Genomic DNA, 3,626 nt, shown 5'->3' with positions numbered 1-3,626 from the left:
ACCTGCCGGGCTTGCCGGGGTTGCTGCGCAGTGCCTACCAGCGCGCCACCTACCTCGGCGCCCAGGGCGTGAGCGCGGCCGAGGCCTCGGAGCATGTGGCTTGCCTGGTGCAGTTGCGCGAATTGCTGGCCGGGGCCGCGGGCGCGGAGCTGGATCAGGGGTTGTACTGGGCCCTGGTCAGCCAGTTGCACCAGCAACCCAACCTGCTGCTGCGCGGTGCCTGTGCCGGCTTGCTGTACCTGGCCGGGCGCTTGCCCGAAGCGCAACTGGCCACGGAGCTGGCCGGGCACCTGCATGGCCTGCGTCAACCCCAGGAAGCCGTGGCCTACCTGCGCGGCTTGCTGTCCACCGCCCGCGAGAGCGCCTGGCAGGTCCCCAGCCTGCTCGAGGTGCTGGACTCATTGCTTAACCAGTGGGGCGAGGCGCAGTTTGTCGCCTGCCTGCCGGAGCTGCGCCTGGCCTTTGCCGAAATGACCCCGCGTGAAACCGACCGCATCGCAACGCGGGTCGCCCAATTGCACGGCGCCGATGACCTGGGCCGGTTGCGCCATGCCTCGCTGCAGGCCGATCAGGTCCAGGCCAACCTGCGCCTGTCGCAAAGCCTGGCCCTGGTGTTGCAGGGCGACGGCCTCGACCCCTGGATGACGCCATGACCCCCCTCGAACGCTGGCGCCTGGTGCTGGGCAAATACGCCGATAAACCCCTGCGTGACGCCGCCGGCGGCGCCGGGCTGGAAGGCCGGGCGGCGCGCATGGACGTGGCCCTGGAATACCTCTACGGCCGTGAATACCAGGGCCGGGGCCTGCGCGAAGACGCACGCGCCGGTTCCCTCGACCCGAGCCAACTGACCCTGGTGACCTGGCTGGGCGAGGTGCGCGAGCTGTTCCCGCTGGACACCGTGGAGGTGATCGAGCAGCACGCCCTGGACCGCTACGGCCTGACCGAGCTGGTCACCGACCCCCAGGCCCTGGAGCGCCTGGAGCCCAACCAGCAGCTGCTGCGCACCTTGCTCGCCCTGCGCGGGCACTTGCAGGGCGATGTGCTGCTGATGGTGCGGCGCATCATTCGCCAGGTGGTGGAAGAGATTCGCCAGCGCCTGGAGCCCCAGGTGCGCCAGGTGCTGTCCGGGCGCCTCAACCGCCAGCGCCATTCGCCCATGGCCGTGGCCCGCAATTTCGATGCCCTGGGCACCCTGCGGCGCAACCTCAAGCACTACGACGTCGAACGCCAGCGGCTGGTGGTGGAAAAACTGTACTTCTTCCAGCGCAACAGCCGGCGCCTGCCGTGGGACATCATCCTTTGCGTGGACCAGAGCGGGAGCATGGCCGACTCGGTGATCCACAGCGCGGTGATGGCCGGGATTCTCGCCGGGCTGCCGGCGCTGCGGGTCAAGGTGGTGGTGTTCGACACCGACGTGGTCGACCTCAGCGAGCACGCCGGCGACCCGGTGGAAACCCTGATGCGCGTGCAACTGGGGGGCGGCACCGATATCGGCAAGGCCCTGCGCTATTGCAGCCAGTTGCTGGAAACCCCCCAGCGCACGGTGCTGGTGCTGGTCAGTGACTTCTACGAAGGGGCATCGCCCAATGAGCTGTTGCGCACCGTCAAGCAACTGGCCGAGGCTCGGGTGACCCTGCTCGGGCTGGCCGCGCTCGACGATCAGGCCAACCCCAATTACGACCGGCAGATGGCCACCAGCCTTGCTGCCTGCGGCATGCAGATCGCCGCCCTGAGCCCGCAGCGCCTGGCCCACTGGCTGCTCAAGGTGATCTCATGAGCCTGCGCCCGGCGCTGCTGGCGCAACTCCTGAGTTTTGACGACGAAGCCTTTGTCGCCCTGGCCAATCGCGGGCTGTTGCGCCGCGCCTATAAAGACCTGGAAAGCAGCCCGCCACGGTTGCTGGAGGAGGGCGCGGAGCACCTGCTGCTGGAGTGCGGCCCTTATCAACTGCGTTTTGATCAGCGCGGGCCGGCCTTTGCCCAGTGCAGTTGCCCGGCCAGCGGCGTGTGCCAGCACATCCTGGCCGGCGCCCTGGGCTTGCGCGAAATGTTGGCCGAGCAGAGCCCGCCCCAGGCGCCTGGCGCTGCGCCCGAGCCAGCACCGGATCAGCGTCAGGCGCTGCTCGACGGCTTGCTCGCGCTGCCCCATGCCGAGCTGCTCAAACATGGGGGCAAGCCGGGTTATCGCTGCAGTGGGTCATGGAGCTGGATCTGGAGCAGGAGCTGCACCTGGGCGGCGAGCACAACCTGACCCTGACCCTGGGCACGCCCCCTTTGACCCTGCGTTATATGGGCGGCCCCCTGGGCGGCATGCTCGCCGACCCGCGCAGCGGCGCCCTGGAGAAATACCAGGTGGCGGCGGTGCTGGCGCTGCGCCGTCTGCATGGGCTGGAGTTGATCGCCCCGGAGCCGCTGGGCGGCGCCAATGCCGAGTCGAGCCCGGCCCTGCGGGAGGCCGCGCGCAGCCGTTTGCGCCAGGGCGCGCGGCAGTTGCTGGAAGAGTCGGTGGCGGTGGGCCTGGCCCATTTGTCCCAGGCCATGCAGCAGCGTTACGTGACCCTGGCGGTGTGGGCCCAGGGCGCCGATTACCCGCGCCTGGCCCTGTCGCTGCGGCGCCTGGCGGATCAGGTGCAACTGCTGCTGGAGCGGGCAGCCGGGGCCGATGGCCAGCGCCTGTTCGATGAACTGAGCCGCTGTTATGCCTTGCTCCAGGCCTTGGCCAGCGCCGCGCAACGTGGCGAAGAGCCGGTGCGCCTGCTGGGCCAGGCCCGCAGCCAGTACACGCCGGCGACGGCCCTGGAACTGTGGGGGCTGGGCGCCAATGCCTGGCGCACGGCATCCGGTTACCAGGGCTTGAGCCTGGTGTTCTGGAGCCCGGCGCAGCAGGGGTTTTTGTCCTGCACCGAGGCTCGGCCCGAGCTGCAACGCGGCTTCAACCCGTTGCTGCGCTACCGCCATCCGGGCCCCTGGAGCGGTCTGCTGTCGCCGGCCCATGCCAGCGGCCGGCGGCTGTCGTTGATGGGCGCCCAAGTCAATGGTGACGGGCGCCTGTCGGTGGCCGAGTCGGTACAGGCCACCGTGCTTGAGCCATTGACCGCGGCGCAGTGGCAGCAACTGCCGGCGGCAGCGGATTGGAGCGCCTTGCTCCAGGCTCGTTCGGCCCAGCGCCGCAGCCTGCTGACCCCGGCGCGGCCGATGAACGACTGGGCGCTGTTGCAGCCGACCGCCGTGGGCACGGTGCAGTTCGACAGCACACGCCAGACCCTGGTCTGGCCGCTGCACGACCATCAAGGCGCGACCCTGTGGGTCGAGTTGCGCTATTCGGCCTATACCCGGCACGCCATCGGCCGGATCGAGCAAGTGGCTGGCGAACCCTGGGTCGAGGGTTCGCGGCTGGTGGCGCGGGTTTATGAACACGCGGGCAGGCTGCTTGCCGAGCCCTTGAGCCTGATTCGCGCCGCTGCCGGCCCCGGCCAGCCGGTGCTCGATGCGCTGCATTTCGATCAGGCACCGGCCAGCGCGACGCCGCCGGCGGCTGTGGATGAGACGCTGGACGCGCCGCTGCAGGAGGTGCCGCTGCCCAGTTGCCACCTGCTGCCGGAGTTCGCCGGCTGGTTGTGCCAGCAG

General features: G+C 69.6%; 4 protein-coding genes. All 4 read left to right on the top strand.

Features of this window, described 5'->3' with window-relative positions:
* Positions 1–653 (top strand): DUF5682 family protein (locus CF161_RS33030; protein ID WP_256206265.1); only part of this gene is annotated, 653 nt, incomplete at its 5' end.
* The gene (locus CF161_RS00185; RefSeq protein WP_020294502.1) at positions 650–1,777 is read left to right on the top strand and encodes a VWA domain-containing protein; all 1,128 of its coding nucleotides are present in this window, start codon (positions 650–652) and stop codon (positions 1,775–1,777) included. The genes CF161_RS33030 and CF161_RS00185, both read left to right, overlap by 4 nt.
* Entirely contained in the window at positions 1,774–2,250 is a 477-nt protein-coding gene (locus CF161_RS00180) for a hypothetical protein (RefSeq protein WP_020294501.1), read from the top strand. Before CF161_RS00185 ends, CF161_RS00180 begins: the two co-directional genes overlap by 4 nt.
* On the top strand, positions 2,199–3,626 hold a 1,428-nt coding region (locus CF161_RS00175), incomplete at its 3' end, for a hypothetical protein (RefSeq protein WP_020294500.1). The genes CF161_RS00180 and CF161_RS00175, both read left to right, overlap by 52 nt.

This window comes from Pseudomonas sp. CF161 (assembly GCF_000416215.1).
Classification (GTDB): Bacteria; Pseudomonadota; Gammaproteobacteria; order Pseudomonadales; family Pseudomonadaceae; genus Aquipseudomonas.
Note: the sequence above shows the minus strand (reverse complement) of the source record. Positions and strands in the feature narration are given on the sequence as shown.